Origin of the sequence: Streptomyces triculaminicus, assembly GCF_017349075.1 — a bacterium.
Taxonomy (GTDB): Bacteria; Actinomycetota; Actinomycetes; order Streptomycetales; family Streptomycetaceae; genus Streptomyces; species Streptomyces triculaminicus.
Genome location: NZ_JAFMOF010000005.1, coordinates 361,369 through 376,771 on the forward strand (window position 1 = coordinate 361,369; position 15,403 = coordinate 376,771).

14 protein-coding genes are annotated in these 15,403 nt (G+C 70.3%); 6 read left to right on the forward strand and 8 right to left on the reverse strand.

Annotation, left to right across the window (positions count from 1 at the left end; all coding sequences use genetic code 11):
* Positions 1–79: 79 nt before the first annotated feature.
* The 5 genes from J1792_RS29990 to J1792_RS30010 all read right to left on the reverse strand — a co-directional run bounded on the left by J1792_RS29990 (position 80) and on the right by J1792_RS30010 (position 3,815).
* Positions 80–1,219, reverse strand: a complete 1,140-nt coding sequence (locus J1792_RS29990; protein WP_086568877.1) for a DUF475 domain-containing protein — start codon at positions 1,217–1,219, stop codon at positions 80–82.
* A gap of 47 nt (positions 1,220–1,266) precedes the next feature.
* Complete coding sequence (locus tag J1792_RS29995; RefSeq protein WP_086568875.1) at positions 1,267–1,842, reverse strand: TerD family protein; 576 nt, start codon at positions 1,840–1,842, stop codon at positions 1,267–1,269.
* Between the two features lie 165 nt (positions 1,843–2,007).
* Complete coding sequence (locus J1792_RS30000; protein ID WP_086568873.1) at positions 2,008–2,583, reverse strand: TerD family protein; 576 nt, start codon at positions 2,581–2,583, stop codon at positions 2,008–2,010.
* A gap of 171 nt (positions 2,584–2,754) precedes the next feature.
* Positions 2,755–3,213 (reverse strand): peroxiredoxin, encoded by a 459-nt coding sequence (locus tag J1792_RS30005; protein ID WP_086568871.1) that lies wholly within the window; start codon positions 3,211–3,213, stop codon positions 2,755–2,757.
* Positions 3,214–3,392: 179 nt separating this feature from the next.
* Positions 3,393–3,815 (reverse strand): DUF3052 domain-containing protein, encoded by a 423-nt coding sequence (locus tag J1792_RS30010; protein ID WP_086568869.1) that lies wholly within the window; start codon positions 3,813–3,815, stop codon positions 3,393–3,395.
* A 484-nt stretch (positions 3,816–4,299) separates the two neighbouring features.
* Here J1792_RS30010 and aceE point away from each other — a divergent pair, with 484 nt between their 5' ends.
* The gene (aceE, locus tag J1792_RS30015; RefSeq protein WP_086568866.1) at positions 4,300–7,032 is read left to right on the forward strand and encodes a pyruvate dehydrogenase (acetyl-transferring), homodimeric type; all 2,733 of its coding nucleotides are present in this window, start codon (positions 4,300–4,302) and stop codon (positions 7,030–7,032) included.
* Positions 7,033–7,158: 126 nt separating this feature from the next.
* On the opposite strand, the gene J1792_RS30020 is transcribed toward aceE, so the two are convergent.
* A complete protein-coding gene (locus J1792_RS30020) occupies positions 7,159–7,563 on the reverse strand; it encodes a peptidase inhibitor family I36 protein (protein WP_086568865.1) in 405 nt (134 codons plus the stop codon).
* 151 nt (positions 7,564–7,714) lie between these two features.
* Positions 7,715–9,307 carry a DHA2 family efflux MFS transporter permease subunit gene (locus J1792_RS30025; protein ID WP_086568863.1) on the reverse strand — a complete coding sequence of 531 codons (1,593 nt, stop codon included), beginning with the start codon at positions 9,305–9,307 and terminating at the stop codon, positions 7,715–7,717.
* Between the two features lie 113 nt (positions 9,308–9,420).
* Here J1792_RS30025 and J1792_RS30030 point away from each other — a divergent pair, with 113 nt between their 5' ends.
* From J1792_RS30030 to J1792_RS30050, 5 genes are all read left to right on the forward strand, one after another.
* Positions 9,421–10,059, forward strand: coding sequence for a TetR/AcrR family transcriptional regulator (locus tag J1792_RS30030; RefSeq protein WP_086568861.1), 639 nt, complete (start codon positions 9,421–9,423; stop codon positions 10,057–10,059).
* A 99-nt stretch (positions 10,060–10,158) separates the two neighbouring features.
* On the forward strand, positions 10,159–11,403 hold the full coding sequence (locus J1792_RS30035) for an alpha/beta hydrolase (protein WP_179198850.1): 1,245 nt from the start codon (positions 10,159–10,161) through the stop codon (positions 11,401–11,403).
* 56 nt (positions 11,404–11,459) lie between these two features.
* Positions 11,460–12,320 carry a DUF4429 domain-containing protein gene (locus tag J1792_RS30040; protein ID WP_086568902.1) on the forward strand — a complete coding sequence of 287 codons (861 nt, stop codon included), beginning with the start codon at positions 11,460–11,462 and terminating at the stop codon, positions 12,318–12,320.
* A gap of 89 nt (positions 12,321–12,409) precedes the next feature.
* Entirely contained in the window at positions 12,410–13,690 is a 1,281-nt protein-coding gene (locus J1792_RS30045) for a sensor histidine kinase (RefSeq protein ID WP_207248599.1), read from the forward strand.
* Complete coding sequence (locus J1792_RS30050) at positions 13,687–14,358, forward strand: response regulator (RefSeq protein WP_086568858.1); 672 nt, start codon at positions 13,687–13,689, stop codon at positions 14,356–14,358. The genes J1792_RS30045 and J1792_RS30050 overlap by 4 nt, the downstream gene beginning before the upstream one ends.
* 24 nt (positions 14,359–14,382) lie before the next feature.
* Here the strand turns inward: J1792_RS30050 and J1792_RS30055 are convergent, their stop codons facing one another.
* Entirely contained in the window at positions 14,383–15,399 is a 1,017-nt protein-coding gene (locus tag J1792_RS30055; protein WP_086568856.1) for an aldo/keto reductase, read from the reverse strand.
* Between the last annotated feature and the right edge of the window lie 4 nt (positions 15,400–15,403).

Sequence of the window (15,403 nt, forward strand, 5' to 3'; positions counted from 1 at the left end):
CAGCACACATGCCACGGGGCGGCCGTGAGGTTGATCCTCGCGACCGCCCCGGTGAGAGCGTTCCTCAAATGTGCCGGGGTCACACCCCGGAGGAGACCTCGGCCTTCGCGCCGGAGCCGTCGCCCGGGCCCGCCTCCTTGCGGTTGCGCACCACGGAGGACCAGAACGACAGACCGATCAGCACAACACCGATCAGACCGGTGACGACCTCGCTGATCTCGTGCTTGATGGTGATCAGCAGGATGACGGCCAGCGCGCCGATGGCGTAGTGCGCGCCGTGCTCGAGGTAGACGTAGTCGTCCAGGGTCCCCTTGCGGACCAGGAAGACCGTCAGCGAACGGATGTACATCGCGCCGATGCCCAGGCCCAGCGCCATGACGAAGATGTCGTTGGTGATGGCGAAGGCGCCGATGACGCCGTCGAAGGAGAAGGACGCGTCGATGACCTCGAGGTAGAGGAACAGGAAGAACGCGGCCTTGCCCGCCAGTCCGACGACCGAGGGGCCGCCCTTGGCGGACGCCTTCTCGGCCTCCTCCTCGGCCTCTTCCTCCTCCTGCTCCAGACGGTCCTCGAAGAAGCCGGAGATGCCGCCGACGATCAGGTAGGTCACCAGGCCGCCGATGCCGGCCAGCAGCACCGTGGTGGCCTTGTCGACCGTGCCCACGCCGTCGTGGACCGGAACGGCCGTGGCGAGGGTGGTGGCGGTGATGAGCAGGACGACCAGCGCGACGACCGTGGAGAGCGTCTCGAGCTTGCCCAGCCGGGCCAGCGGCTTCTCCAGCCACGCCAGCCACTTGATGTCCCGGTCCTCGAAGATGAAGTCCAGGAAGATCATCAGCAGGAACATTCCACCGAAGGCGGCGATGGCCGGGTGGGCGGCGGTGACCAGTTCCTCGTAGCGCGCCTTGTCGTTGATCGCGAGATCGACGGCCTCGAGCGGGCCGAGCTTCGCCGTGATCGCGACGATGACAATGGGGAAGACCAGCCGCATGCCGAAGACGGCGATGAGAATACCGACCGTCAGAAAGATCTTCTGCCAGAAGGCGTTCATCTTCCGGAGGATTCCGGCGTTGATCACCGCATTGTCGAACGAGAGCGAGATCTCCAGGACGGAGAGGATCGCGACGATCGCCAGCCCCTGCCACCCCCAGAGAACGCCGGCCAAGGCCAGACCGGCCGCCGTGATGGCGAACGACCAACCAAAGGTTTTCAGGAGCACTGGCTACCCAATCCTTCGCTGTTCGGGATGACCGCGCGGACGCGGCTTTACGAAACGTTGACCCCGAAGTCTAGGGCGATGCCCCGCAAGCCCGACGCGTACCCCTGACCGACCGCGCGGAACTTCCACTCGCCCCCGTACCGGTAGACCTCGCCGAAGATCATCGCGGTCTCGCTGGAGGCGTCCTCGCTCAGGTCGTAGCGGGCCAGTTCACTGCCGTCGGCCTGGTTGACCACACGGATGTAGGCGTTGCTGACCTGGCCGAAGCTCTGCCCGCGCACATCGGCCTCGTGAATGGAGACCGGGAATACGATCTTGTCGCACACGGCGGGCACCTTGCCGAGGTCCACCAGGATCGACTCGTCGTCGCCGTCCCCCTCACCGGTGAGATTGTCACCCGTGTGTTCGACGGAGCCCTCGGGACTCTTGAGGTTGTTGTAGAAGACGAAGTACTCGTCTCCCAGCACCCGGCCCGCGGCGCACAACAGCGCGCTGGCGTCCAGGTCGAAGGGGGCTCCCGTGGTGGAGCGCGCGTCCCAGCCGAGGCCCACGGTCACGTTGGTGAGGTTCGGCGCGGCTTTGGAGAGGGAGACATTGCCTCCCTTGGCGAGCGTGACACCCATGATCTTGCTTCCTCCCCGAGTTCAGACGATTCGCCCGTGCGCGTCCGGCGCCGCACTCCCCGAAGGGTGTGCGGCGCCGGACGAACAGCTCGCGTGCGACGGTCGGACGATTGTCGGACCGTCGGACGTTGACGCCTCTCAGACGTCTCAGACCGTCTCAGGCCGTCAGACGTTGACGCCGAAGTCCTGCGCGATGCCGCGCAGGCCCGAGGCGTAGCCCTGGCCGATGGCGCGGAACTTCCACTCGGCGCCGTTGCGGTACAGCTCGCCGAAGACCATGGCGGTCTCGGTCGAGGCGTCCTCGCTGAGGTCGTAGCGGGCCAGCTCGGTGTTGTCGGCCTGGTTCACGACGCGGATGTAGGCGTTGCGGACCTGGCCGAAGCTCTGCTGACGGGACTCGGCCTCGTAGATGGAGACCGGGAACACGATCTTGTGGACGTCCGCCGGGACACCGGCCAGGTTGACCTTGATGACCTCGTCGTCGCCCTCGCCCTCACCGGTGAGGTTGTCACCCTGGTGCTCGACGGAGCCGTCGGGGCTCTTGAGGTTGTTGAAGAAGACGAAGTTCTGGTCGTTGGCGACCTTCCCCTGGTCGTTCGTCAGCAGGGCGCTGGCGTCCAGGTCGAAGTCCGTACCGGTGGTGGTACGGGCGTCCCAGCCGAGACCGACGACGACCGCGGTCAGGTTCGGGGCCGCCTTGGTCAGCGAGACGTTGCCGCCCTTGCTGAGACTGACTCCCACGAGTCCTCCATTGGTTCGAGGGGCCAGGCCGGACCCGTGCCCCCGGTTGTGCGATGGCATCCGATCAACGTTTTGATCCTAGTGACCGGTTCCCACCGATTACAGGCTCTTGCGCGAAGGACGTCCGCGGCGCCCGCCGGGGTTGCGTACCCCGGGCGCCCCGCGAGTCGCTCAGAGAGCGGCCAGCGCCTTGGTGTACTCGTTCAGGTCACGCGCGTCGGGCAGACCGTTGACGATCGTCCAGCGGACGACGCCCTCCTTGTCGATGATGAAGGTGCCGCGGACCGAGCAGCCCTTCTCCTCGTCGAAGACGCCGTAGGCGCGGCCGGCCTCGCCGTGCGGCCAGAAGTCCGACAGCAGCGGGTACTCGAGGCCCTCCTGCTCGGCGAAGACGCGCAGGGAGAAGGGCGAGTCGCTGGAGACGGCCAGCAGCTGGACGTCGTCGTTGGCGAACTGCGGCAGCTCGTCGCGCAGGGCGCAGAGCTCGCCGGTGCACACACCGGTGAAGGCGAAGGGGTAGAAGAGCAGAACGACGTTCTTCTCACCGTGGAAGTCCGAGAGCCGTACGGTCTCGCCGTGCTGGTTCTTCAGCTCGAAGTCCGGAGCCTTGTCGCCTACGACGATTGCCATGGTTCGCATCCCTCTCTCGACGGGAGCCGGCGCCCGGGGGCGCGTACGGCCCCGCCCGCCGGCGCGGGTAGGCGCCCAGTGTGTCACTGCGCCCGGCGCGCAACGCACCGCGCCCCCCGGCAGTCGGACTGCGGGGGGCGCGGAGGCGGTTTTCGGCTGCGGCGTGGGGCCGCCGTCGGTCAGCGCTTGGGGGCGACCAGACGGGCGCCGGACCAGTCCTTGGCCACGCTGACGCTCTTGGTCTGGCTCAGCCCGGCGGTCTGCGCCGCCTCGCTGACGTCGCTCGGCTCGACGTAGCCGTCACGGCCGGTCTTGGGGATCAGCAGCCAGATGACGCCGCCGTCCTCGAGCAGACCGATGGCGTCCACCAGCGCGTCCGTCAGGTCGCCGTCCTCGTCGCGGAACCAGAGCACCACGGCGTCTGCGACGTCGTCGTAGTCCTCGTCGACGAGGTCCTGGCCGGTGATCTCCTCAATGGCCTCGCGGAGCTCCTGATCGACATCGTCGTCGTAGCCGATCTCCTGGACCACCTGCCCGGGCTGGAAACCCAGCCTGGCGGCAGGGTTGGTCCGCTCCTCCGCGTGGCCCGCGGTCGCGCTCACGGATTGCCTCCTGTCATCTTTCGAGAAATGTTCTTGTGGTCCCCGCGTGCGCGAGGCATTGGGCGTAGTCCACACGTGACGGACCGATCGCGCAAGTACCCGGCCATCGGGCCCGCCGAAACGTTGACGGACGCGGACGTCTCATGGCAACTCCAACCATCAGGCAGCAGGCCCAAGTGATTCACGACACAGCGTTCCGTCGGGTTTGCGAAGTTACTCCGTGCGATTACGGGAACCGGGCCCGAACGGCCGTACGCGAGGGACCCTCTATGGGGGCGTAAGGTTGCGATTTGGCCGCCCCCAACGGCCTACCTTCGACGCTTCGTCTCGTGAGTGGTGGTTACCGCTCAGTAGAGATGACGTTTCCGCCGCCGCGGTCCACGATGGGAGCCGGCGCGACATAACAGCAGAGAAGTAATTGACCCGCGTGCGCAGCATGACCCGCGTGCAGAGCACGACACGCCCCGAACAGCGAAGGAACAGCGTGGCTTCCGGATCCGATCGCAACCCGATCATCATTGGCGGCCTTCCCAGCCAGGTCCCGGACTTCGATCCCGAAGAGACCCAGGAATGGCTCGACTCGCTCGACGCAGCCGTCGATGAGCGAGGCCGGGAACGTGCCCGCTACCTCATGCTTCGCCTGATCGAGCGGGCTCGCGAGAAGCGCGTGGCCGTGCCCGAGATGCGCAGCACGGACTACGTCAACACCATCGCGACCAAGGACGAGCCGTTCTTCCCCGGCAACGAGGAGATCGAGCGCAAGATCCTTAACGCGACCCGGTGGAACGCGGCCGTCATGGTCTCGCGCGCGCAGCGCCCGGGCATCGGCGTCGGCGGCCACATCGCCACCTTCGCCTCCTCCGCCTCCCTGTACGACGTGGGCTTCAACCACTTCTTCCGGGGCAAGGACGAGGGCGACGGCGGCGACCAGATCTTCTTCCAGGGCCACGCCTCCCCCGGTGTGTACGCCCGTGCGTTCCTGCTCGACCGACTGTCCGAGCAGCAGCTGGACGCCTTCCGCCAGGAGAAGTCCAAGGCGCCCTACGGCCTGTCCAGCTACCCGCACCCGCGCCTGATGCCGGACTTCTGGGAGTTCCCGACCGTCTCGATGGGCCTCGGCCCCCTCGGCGCGATCTACCAGGCCCGCATGAACCGCTACATGGAGGCGCGCGGCATCGCCGACACCTCCAAGTCCCACGTTTGGGCGTTCCTGGGCGACGGCGAGATGGACGAGCCCGAGTCGCTCGGCCAGCTGTCCCTGGCCGCTCGCGAGGGTCTGGACAACCTGACCTTCGTCGTCAACTGCAACCTGCAGCGCCTCGACGGCCCGGTCCGCGGCAACGGCAAGATCATGCAGGAGCTGGAGTCGCAGTTCCGCGGCGCCGGCTGGAACGTGATCAAGCTGGTGTGGGACCGCTCCTGGGACCCGCTGCTGGCCCAGGACCGCGACGGCATCCTGGTCAACAAGCTCAACAGCACCCCCGACGGTCAGTTCCAGACGTACGCCACCGAGACCGGTGCGTACATCCGTGACCACTTCTTCGGCGACGACCAGCGTCTGCGGAAGATGGTCGAGAACATGACCGACGACCAGATCCTGCACCTGGGCCGTGGCGGTCACGACCACAAGAAGATCTTCGCGGCCTACGCGGCGGCCAAGGCCCACAAGGGCCAGCCGACCGTGATCCTGGCCCAGACGGTCAAGGGCTGGACGCTCGGCCCGAACTTCGAGGGCCGCAACGCGACCCACCAGATGAAGAAGCTCACGGTCGAGGACCTCAAGCGCTTCCGTGACCGTCTCCACATCCCGGTCGCCGACAAGGAGCTGGAGTCCGGCCTGCCGCCGTACTACCACCCGGGTCGCGACTCGGAGGAGATCCAGTACATGCACGACCGGCGCAAGTCGCTGGGCGGCTACGTACCGACCCGTGTGGACCGCTCCAAGCCGCTCGTCCTGCCGGGCGAGAAGGCCTACGCGCCCACCAAGAAGGGCTCCGGCCAGCAGTCGATCGCCACCACCATGGCCTTCGTCCGCCTGCTCAAGGACCTCATGCGGGACAAGGAGATCGGCAAGCGCTTCGTGCCGATCGCCCCCGACGAGTACCGCACCTTCGGCATGGACTCGCTGTTCCCGTCGGCGAAGATCTACAACCCGCTGGGCCAGCAGTACGAGGCCGTGGACCGCGAGCTGCTGCTGGCGTACAAGGAGTCCCCGACCGGTCAGATGCTGCACGACGGCATCTCCGAGGCGGGCTGCACCGCCTCGCTGATCGCCGCCGGCTCCGCCTACGCCACACACGGCGAGCCGCTGATCCCGATCTACGTCTTCTACTCGATGTTCGGGTTCCAGCGCACCGGCGACCAGTTCTGGCAGATGGCCGACCAGCTGGCCCGAGGCTTCGTCCTCGGCGCCACCGCCGGTCGCACCACCCTGACCGGTGAGGGCCTGCAGCACGCCGACGGCCACTCGCACCTGCTGGCCTCGACCAACCCGGGCGTCGTCGCGTACGACCCGGCGTTCGGCTTCGAGATCGCGCACATCGTCCAGGACGGTCTGCGTCGTATGTACGGCGAGAACGCGGAAGACATCTTCTACTACCTCACCGTCTACAACGAGCCGATCCAGCACCCGGCCGAGCCGGAGAACGTGGACGCCGAGGGCATCCTCAAGGGTCTGTACCGCTTCAAGCAGGGCGAGGCGGGCGCCATCCCGGCGCAGATCCTCGCCTCCGGTGTGGCCGTGCCGTGGGCCATCGAGGCCCAGCGCATCCTCGCCGAGGAGTGGAACGTCAAGGCGGACGTCTGGTCGGCGACCTCCTGGAACGAGCTGCGCCGCGACGCCATCGCGGTGGAGGAGCACAACCTCCTCCACCCCGAGGAGGACCAGCGCGTCCCGTACGTGACGAGCAAGCTCGCCGGCGCCGAGGGCCCGAAGGTGGCCGTGTCCGACTGGATGCGGGCGGTTCCGGACCAGATCTCGCGCTGGGTGCCCGGCACGTACCAGTCCCTGGGCGCGGACGGCTTCGGCTTCGCGGACACGCGTGGCGCGGCCCGTCGCTTCTTCCACATCGACGCGCAGTCGGTCGTCCTGGCGGTGCTCACCGAGCTCGCCAAGGAAGGCAAGATCGACCGCTCGGCCCTGAAGCAGGCCATCGACCGCTACCAGCTCCTGGACGTGGCCGCGGCCGACCCGGGCGCGGCCGGTGGTGACGCGTAAGCGTCACGTCTGAACAGAGCGGGCCCCCGACCAGCAGTGCTGGTCGGGGGCCCGCGCCGCTTGTGGGCAATCGTTCCGCACGGCGGAACGGGTGGGCACAAGCGACCCGCAGACGTCAACGGCGAGCTACCGCTCCCACACCTTGTACGCCCGCACGACGTACGGCGACTCGGGCACCCAGCTCCCCGACGGATACGTATCGAACTCACCGGTCTCACCACACGTCGCACTCTGATACGTGGTGACGGGCCTGCCCGTCCGGTTGACCAGCGACGCCGCCGTCACACCCCCCGGCAGCGCCACACAGCTCTCGATCTCGATCCCGGCCAGCTCACTCACCTGCCGCTGCCCCCGGAATTCCGTCTTCGGCCACAGGCACAACTGTCCAGCCGAGCATGCGCCCCCGGTGCCCCTGGCACCCCTGGTGCCCCCGGCACCGCCCGGCTTCGCGCTGGCGCCGGGCACGCTCACAAGGAGCGCGGCGGCGACGGCGGTGACGGTGACGGCCACGGTGCTGATGCGCGTACGCATATGGGTTCCTCCCCCTGTCGGTTGTCCGAACGGAGAGGAGTCTTCCGAGCGGTGATCACCGCTGCCAAGAGCGCCGGGCAGGCCATGCCCTGATAGGGGAAGACGACCGACGGCGGGGGTGGTACCGAGGTACCGCCCCCGCCCCGCGGCCTCAGATGTGCGCCGCGCCGGGCGCGGAGTCCGCGTTCTCGCCCCGCTTGGTGAGGAACGCGACGAGCGCCGCGAACACCGCCACGCAACCGGCGACGGTGAAGGCAACGTTCATTCCTGCCACGAAGGTGTCATGCGCGACGGCCGAAATCCGCACCGCGGCCTCCGGTGACGCGTTCGGCGGCACCGGCGCCACACCGACCTGGACGGCGTCGGCGGCCTGGGACAGCTGCTCGGGCGTGGCCGCCGGCAGCCCGGCGTCCGCCCACTTCCCCGGCAGCAGGTGGTCCACCCGGGTGGCGACGACGGCGCCCAGCACGGCCGTGCCGAGCGAGCCGCCGACCTGCATGGCGGCCTGCTGGAGGCCGCCGGCCACGCCGGCGTGCTCCAGCGGGGCGTTGCCGACGATGACGTCGGTGGCCCCGACCATGACCGGGGACAGGCCGAGGCCCAGCAGCGCGAACCACACGGACATCTCGCCCGTGCCGGTGCCGGGCTCGAGCGTGGACATCCCGAAGCAGGCGACGGCCGTGCAGAGCATGCCGACGACCAGCGGGATGCGCGGCCCGGCCTTGGTGATGACCGCGCCCGCCGCCGGAGCGGCCACGATCATCATTCCGGTGAGCGGCAGCAGGTGCAGGCCGCTGTCGACGGGGGTCATCCCGTGCACGTTCTGGAGATAGAAGGTGACGAAGAAGACGCCGCCCATGAAGGCGAACGCCATCAGCAGCATCAGGACGGTGCCGGCGGAGAGGGCCACGGACCGGAAGAGGCCGAGCGGCAGGAGCGGCTCGCGCGACCTGAGTTGCCAGACGGTGAAGAGGACGAAGCAGATCAGGGAGACGCCGAGGAAGCCCAGCGTCCGGGTGTCCCCCCACGACCAGTCGGTGGCCTTGATCAGCGCCCAGATCAGGCAGAACATCGCGCCGGACAGCAGCACGATGCCCAGGACGTCGAAGGACTTGGGCGAGCGTTCGGCGCGGTTCTCCTTGAGGATGACCGCGCCGAGGGCGAGCGCGGCGGCGCCGACCGGCACGTTGATGAAGAACACCGACTGCCAGTTGACGTGTTCGACGAGCAGCCCGCCGACGATCGGGCCGCCGGCCGTGGAGGCGCCGATGACCATGCCCCACAGGCCGATGGCCATGTTGAGCCGCTCGGCGGGGAAGGTGGCGCGCAGCAGGGCGAGCGCCGCGGGCATCAGCAGCGCGCCGCACAGGCCCTGCAGCACGCGGAAGGCGACGACCGCCGACACGCTGCCCGACAGGGCGATGAGTCCGGAGGACAGGGCGAATCCGGTGGTACCGATAAGGAAGATCAGGCGGTGGCCGAAGCGGTCGCCGAGCTTGCCGGCGGTGATCAGGGCGACGGCGAGGGCGAGGAGATAGGCGTTGGTGATCCACTGGACGTCGGCGAGCGAGGCGCCGAGATCCTTCTGGATGGCGGGATTGGCGATGGCGACGATCGTGCCGTCCAGGGCGACCATCATCACGCCGATCGCGACGGATATGAGAGTCAGCCAGGGGTGGCCCCGCAGTCCTGTGCCGCTGGGCCCGAGGTCCGGCGTCGCCTCGGCGACGGTGGTCCGAGTCATGCCGACGAGATTATGTCAGTCGCTGCCACTTGACCATCGATTTCAACCGTCATGATCTGTCAGTTCGGCCACAGCTATCCTGAGCAGCGCGAACACGGCGAGAAGAGGCGACCATGCAGGCGATCGAGGGTCCCCCCGGGCTGCGTGAGCGCAAGAAGCGGCGGACCCGGGACGCGCTGATCCGGTCGGCCCTGGAGCTGTTCTCCCTCAAGGGCTACGAGGGCACCACCGTCGACGAGATCGCCGCCGCCGCGGACGTCTCCCAGCGCACCTTCTTCCGCTACTTCACCAACAAGGAAGAGGTCGCCCTCTCCGTCCAGGACATGGCGGAGTCGCGCTTCCTGGCCGCCGTCCTCGAGCGCCCCGCCGCCGAGTCGCCGCTCACCGCGCTGCGCACCGCCGTGCTCGCCTCCTGGGACGGCATCGAGGAGGCCATCGAGGCGGTCGTGCCGCTGGAGCTGCATGTGCGCACGTACCGGATGATCCAGGAGACGCCGCAGCTGCTGGCCGCGCATCTGCGCCGGCAGGCCGAGCTGGAGGACCGGCTGGCGGCGGAGATCGCCCGCCGGGAGGGCCTGCCCGCGCAGGATCCCCGGCCGCGCATCCTGGTCGCCGCGTTCAGCGGGGTGATGCGAGAGACGAGCAAACTGTGGGCCGATGTCGCGGGGGGCGACATGGCGGAGCTCCGCGGTACCACGGCGGCCTATCTGGACCAGATCGGCCCGGCCCTGGCGGAAAACTGGCGTTCTTGATCGGAAGGCGTTCTTCTGCGCCCAATCGCCGATGACCCAAACGTGAGATAGCTCACCGACTTCCCGGACGCAAGCGGAATTCTCCTACTGTGGTTCGCGGTGACTTCTTTCCCGGAGCTCGGCTCCCCCTCCATCCCCTGGACGAACGCGACCACGGTCTGGCGCGCACTCCTCGCGCTGGCCGTCGTGTTCGTCATGCTCGCCACGACCGGCTGGACCGCCGTGAGGGGCCACAAGGCGACAGCCGACCCGCGCACGACGGCGCTCGGGGAATGGCTGCACGGCTCCATAGGCGGCCGGCCGCTCCCCTCCCCCGGGGCGGACGCCGGCACGCTGGGGCGCTTCTTCGGCTCGCTCACCGCCGGCCAGCGCGAGCAGCTCGCCGAGCGCTACCCGCTCGTCGTGGGCAACCTCGACGGCGCCCCCGTGAAGCTGCGCTACCGCGCCAACCGGATCGCGCTGGCCAAGGCCCGTACGACCGAGGAGCACCGCACCCACGACAGCGCCCTCACCCCGGCCGGCCGCTATGAGGCGACCCGGCGGATGCACCGCTTCGAGTCGCTGATCGCCGACGGCCGCCAGGTCCTCGCCTTCGACGCGAGCGGCGCCGGGCGCGTCGCGGAGGTCTTCGGCGACCTCGACCGCGCCGAGCGCGTCTCGGTGGTCGTCCCGGGCGTCGACACCAACGTGCTCACGTTCGAGAAGTCCCAGCGCGCCTACAGCGCCCCCGTCGGCATGGCCCGGTCCCTCTACGCCGCCGAGGGGAAGGCGAGCCCCGGCACCAGGACGGCCGTCATCGCCTGGGCCGACTACACCTCCCCCATCGGCGTCGGCATGGACGCGGCGACCGGCAAGCTCGCCGCCGAGGGCGCGCTGCGGCTGCGCAAGCTGGTGCGGACGCTGCCGGGCGACTCCGAGGTCTCGCTGTTCTGCCACAGCTACGGCTCGGTGGTGTGCGGGGTCGCCGCCCGCGAGCTTCCCGCCCGCGTCAGCGACGTGGCGGTGGCGGGCTCCCCCGGCATGCGCGCCGAGCGCGTCTCCGACCTGGGCACCAGCGCCCGGATCTGGGCGATGCGCGATCAGGACGACTGGATTCAGGACGTGCCCCACATGGAGGTCGGCGGTCTGGGTCATGGCGCCGACCCGGTCTCCACGGGCTTCGGGGCGCGGAGGCTGTCGGCCTCCGGGGCCCGTGGCCACACCGGCTACTTCGAGCCCGGCACCACCAGCCTCGCCAACTTCGCCGGCATCGGAGTCGGAGCCGCCGCCTCCGTCCGGTGCGCGGGTGACGCCAGTGACTGCACCACCGGTCTGGACCAGGATCGAGTCGTCCCCGCCGCATGACGCGCGTAGCGTCGCGAGAGGAGACGGGCGGACGGGCGCCGCATACGATGAGCGGCATGGGTGATGTGCTGGCCGGTTTCCACACCGTCTGGGAGTTCGACACCGACTCCGTGCTCATCCGCTTCGAACGGGGGATCCGCACACCGAAGCTGCTCCAGGCGCTCGGCGAGCGGCGCATCCCCTACGAGGCGCTCGCCGGGGTCGAGAAGACCCCGGGAAGACATGGCACGGTGGTGCTGCGCGCCATGCCCAGACCCGGCGCCGACCCGCTGGCCGACGCGGCCGACGGCCGGCTCAGGGACGGCTGCGACCCCTACCGCCTGGTGCTCCCCGCCGAGCGCGAGCTGCTCGCGGAGTACTACGCCGAACGGATACGGGCCGAGCTCGGCCCGGACGCGGGCGAGCCGGCCGAGCGCCACCTGGTGGCGGCACCGGTGCCGCCGCTGTCCTTCAAGGGCTACGACGGCAAGGCCTCCTTCGACGGCCGGGCCGTCTCCTTCCGCTGGTTCTGGAGCGGCGCCTCCTCCGCCAAGTGGAAGGCGGGCGACCAGCGGTTCGCCGTCGAGGAGCTGACCGGGGTGCACTGGAGCTCCCCCGAGGCCCCGGGCGGACACCTGCGGCTGCTGCGGCGCGGCACGGACGGCCCGCGGCCGGGCGCCGCGGACCAGGACCCGGCGGCCGTGGTCTTCGGCAGGGGCTACGGCCTCGTCCACGAGTCGCTGCCCTTCGCGGCCGCGGTGCTGGCGGCCGTACGGGCCAAGGCGCCCGTGCCGCCCTCCGGGACGGTGCCCGCGGCCCGGCCCGACCCCGGCGGCATCGCCGAGCGCATCCGCCACCTCGGGGAGCTGCACGACGCGGGACTGCTGACGGACGACGAGTTCAGCGCGAAGAAGGCCGAGCTGCTGGCGGAGCTGTGAAGTCCCGGGGTGATACCGGGGTATGACATCCGGGTCGGCACCTCGGGGTGACGTTTTCGCTGGTCGGCCCCCCCTACGCTGATCACGTCATGCCTTCGTCACCGCTCCGCCGTGTCCGCGCGGCCCTCGCCCCCGCCGAGCCGCTCCTCGGCCACTCCCGCAGCCGCTTCGTGCGCCGCCTGCCGTACCTCGTCGCGGCGCTGTTCATCGCCATCCTCCTGCCGTCCGGCACCATGGTGCTCGGCGACGAGTACGGGCTGAACTCCGATCTGGCGCTCCTGCTCTGCCTCGTGCAGACCGCGCCGCTGCTGCTCGCCGTGCGCCGCCCCCTGGCCGCCTGGGCGGTGGCCTTCACCGGCCACGTCGCGTGCGCGGCGGCCCTGCTCGCCGTGCCGGTGGCTAAGGGCTGGGCCTGGCCGTGGACGCCCGGGGGCATCGTCGGCATGCTGCTGTTCATGCTGGCCCTCGGCCTGCGCGAGCGGCCCCGCGTCCTGGTCGCGGTCTGGGCGCTGATGGGGGCGGCCGGCATCCTCTTCGAGAGCCTCGACCCCGGCCGCAGCAACGGCTCCTGGCCGCTCCCCGTCATCCTCGGCGGCATCCTGCTCGTGGTGACCTCCCTGCTGCGCGAACGCGGCCTGGCCCGGCGGGCGCTGGCCGAGCAGGAGACCATCAGCGAGGCCGAACGGGCCCGCCGCACCCTGCTGGAGGAGCGCGCCCGCATCGCCCGCGAGCTGCACGACGTGGTCGCCCACCACATGTCCGTCATCACCGTGCAGGCCGACAGCGCCCCGTACCGCATCACGGACCTGCCGGACGCGGCCCGCGAGGAGTTCACCACCATCGCCGCCACCGCACGGGAGTCGCTGACCGAGATGCGCCGCCTGCTGGGCGTGCTGCGCAGCGAGGACGGCACCGGCCCGGCCGGCGGCCCCGAGCGGGCACCGCAGCCGGGCGTGGAGCGGATCCCGCAGCTGGTCGAGGCGACGGTACGGGCCGGGGTGCCGGTGGAGCTGTCGATGCCGGAGCCGGTGCCGGCCGCGCTGCCGCAGGCGGTGGACCTGTCCGCCTACCGCATCACCCAGGAGGCCCTGTCCAACGTCGTCCGGCACGCCCCGGGCGCGGCCACCCGGGTCTCGGTCTCCCTCGGCGAGGACCGCCGGAGCCTGACGCTCCTGGTCGTCAACGCCGCCCCGGCCGAGCCGGGCGGCGCACCGCTGGAGGCCGGCGGCACGGGCCACGGCCTGGTCGGCATGCGGGAGCGGGTCCGGCTGGTCGGCGGCACGCTCGACACCGGTCCGCTGCCCGACGGCGGCTTCCGGGTGGCGGCCCGGCTCCCGTTCACCACAGAAGAGGAATCCTCCCCCGCATGACCATCAAAGTGATCATCGTCGACGACCAGGCCATGGTGCGCGCGGGGTTCGCCGCGCTGCTGGCCGCGCAGAGCGACATCGACGTCGTCGGCGACGCCGCGGACGGGCGGCAGGGCGTCGAGCTGAGCCGGCGCGCCCACCCGGACGTGGTGCTGATGGACGTCCGCATGCCGGAGATGGACGGCCTGGAGGCCGCGCGGCGGCTCCTGGACCCTCCGCCGGGGGTGGTGCACCGCCCGAAGGTGCTGATGCTGACGACGTTCGACGTCGACGACTACGTCTACGAGGCGCTGCGCGCGGGCGCGTCCGGCTTCCTGCTGAAGGACGCCCCGCCCGCCGACCTGATCTCGGCGGTACGGGTCGTGGCCGCCGGAGAGGCCCTGCTGGCGCCCTCGGTGACGCGCCGTCTGATCGCCGACTTCGCCGCCCGGCCGGCGCCCCGGCGCAAGGGGGCGGTGCGGCTGAACGGGCTGACGCCGCGTGAGACGGAGGTCCTGGAGCTGATCGCCCGGGGCCTGTCGAACCAGGAGATCGCGGCGGAGCTGGTGCTGGCGGAGCAGACGGTCAAGACGCACATCGGGCGGGTGCTGTCCAAGCTGAGCCTGCGCGACCGCGCACAGGCGGTCATCTTCGCCTACGAGTCGGGGCTGGTGACCCCGGGCGAGTGACCGCCGGTGCGCCTGCGCCAAGAGCTAGTCGCGGTCCGCCGAGGTGAAGGACATGTCCGCGTAGCGGGGCCCGGCGACCTTGGAGGCGACCGGCTCCAGCGCCGCCAGCTCGTCCGCCGTCAGCTCGAGGCGGGTGGCGCCCACGTTCTCCTCCAGGCGGCTGCGCTTGCGGGTGCCCGGGATCGGAACGACCGTCAGGCCGTGGACCTGGGCCCGCTGCTGGACCCAGGCCAGCGCGACCTGGGCGAGCGTGACGCCGCGGGCGGCGGCGATGGCCCGTACCGGCTCGAGCAGGGCCGCGTTCGCCTGGGCGTTCTCGCCGGTCATACGGGGCAGGGTGCGCCGCCAGTCGTCGCCGGACAGCTCCTTGCCGGCGTCGGTGAAGGCGCCCGTGAGGAAGCCGCGCCCGAGCGGCGAGTAGGGCACGAGGGCGACGCCGAGCTCGCGGACCGTGGGCACGACGTTGTCCTCGATGTCCCGGCTGAAGAGCGACCACTCCGACTGCACGGCGGCGATCGGGTGGACGGCGTGCGCCTGGCGCAGCTCGCTGCCGGTCACCTCGCTGAGCCCCAGGTGCTTGACCTTGCCCTGGGCCACCAGCTCGGCCATCGCGCCGACGGACTCCTCGAGCGGGACGTCGGGGTTGCGGCGGTGCATGTAGTAGAGGTCGATCTCGTCGACGCCCAGCCGCCGCAGGCTGGCCTCGACGGCCTTGCGGATGTAGGGCGGGTCGTTGCGGACGACCCGGTCCGCGGGGTTCTCGGGGTTGGCGTCGATCGCGAACTTGGTGGCCAGGACGACCTCGTCGCGGTGGGCCCGGATGAAGGGCGCGATGAACTTCTCGTTCTCCCCGTTGCCGTACATGTCGGCGGTGTCGAAGAGCGTGACGCCCAGTTCCAGCGCCCGCTCCAGCGTCGCCCGGGCCTCGGTCTGGTCCGTGGGCCCGTAGGCGAAGCTCATGCCCATGCAGCCGAGTCCCTGGACTCCGGCCTCGGGGCCGCCGTCGCCGAGGGTGACGCGGGCGATCGTCTCGTTGCTCATGTCC